Below are 1,213 nucleotides of genomic sequence, written 5' to 3'. Positions count from 1 at the left end.
CGACGATCGACGGGTCGATCGAGTGCACTCCCGCCTCGTAGCCGGTGTAGAAGTTCTGGATGCTGGGCTGGTCGACGCCGCCGACGAAGCCGACGTGCTTGGACTTCGAGGTGAGCGCCGCGGCGACGCCCACGAGGTACGAGGACTGCTCGGCGGCGAACGAGATGGTCGTCACGTTGTCGATGACGGTGCCGGCATCGGCATCCACCTGCACGAAAGCGGTGTCGGGGTGGGCGGTCGCGGTCATCGGCTGCTGCCACTGGAAACCGATGCCGATCGCGAGCGCCGCGTTCTGCGACAGCGCGAGGTCGACGCGGTCCTGGTAGTCGTCGGTGTTGGGGCTGGACAGCTCAAGCGGCGTGAAGTCGTACTCGCCCTCGGCCTCCGTGAAGCCCTTGTAGGCGCTGTCCATGAAGGAGAAATCGCCGGTGGTGCCGTACAGCAGCGCGACGGTCGGGCCGCTGGAGGACGGGCTCGCCGCGCCGGTGTCGGCGGTCTTGCCGCCGCAGCCGGTGAGGGCGAGGGCGGCGACGGTGAGCACGCCACCCATCGTCATGAGAGATCGGGTGAGGGGGCGAGGCATGCGGACTCCTTCGGGTGGGGTGCGGGGTCGAAATGTAATCGATTGCAAGCTGGTCGGAGTGAGTCGGGGAGATACGACCGAAAGCCACCCTAGTCACGGGCGACCGACGGCGCGATTTCGGCTGTGTTGCGTTCTCGTTTCCCACCCGCGGTCGAGTAATCGATTGCGTACGATGGCGGTGTGACCGATACGGATGCCGTCGACGAGCGGGCCACCCTCGCCGACGTGGCCGCCGAGGCCGGCGTCTCCACCGCGACCGCGTCCCGCGCCCTGTCGGGGTCGCGCCCCGTCTCCCCCGAAACGCTCAAGCGCATCCGGGCGGCGGCCGCGCGCCTCGGCTACCGGCACAACGCGGTCGCCAGCGCCCTGCGCTCCAACCGCACGCAGAGCGTCGGTCTCGTCCTGCCGCGCTATGCGACGGTGTTCCTGTCGGCGCTCATCGAGTCGGTGACCGAGAACCTCGACGCCCAGGGCATCGGCGCGCTGCTGCGCTACGTCGCCCCAGACGGCGCCGACCACGACGAACGCGTCGCCGACCTGCTCGACCGGCGCGTGGACGGGCTCATCGTGTGCCCGCCGACGATCGAGGCGAGCGGTCATGCGCAGCGCATGTCGCACGGCCTCCCCCCT

Annotated in this window: 2 protein-coding genes; one reads left to right on the top strand and one right to left on the bottom strand. The window is 69.5% G+C overall.

Going from position 1 to position 1,213, the window contains the following annotated elements:
* The coding region (locus I5G_RS22830; protein WP_148286513.1) for a BMP family protein at positions 1-583 on the bottom strand (583 nt) is incomplete at its 3' end.
* Between the two features lie 180 nt (positions 584-763).
* On the opposite strand from I5G_RS22830, the gene I5G_RS15150 reads away from it, so the two are divergent.
* A partial coding sequence (locus I5G_RS15150) for a LacI family DNA-binding transcriptional regulator (RefSeq protein WP_022879811.1) occupies positions 764-1,213 on the top strand: 450 nt, incomplete at its 3' end.

It is taken from the genome of Microbacterium sp. B19 (assembly GCF_000333395.1).
Taxonomy (GTDB): domain Bacteria; phylum Actinomycetota; class Actinomycetes; order Actinomycetales; family Microbacteriaceae; genus Microbacterium.
This window is presented reverse-complemented; position numbering and strand designations above follow the sequence as displayed.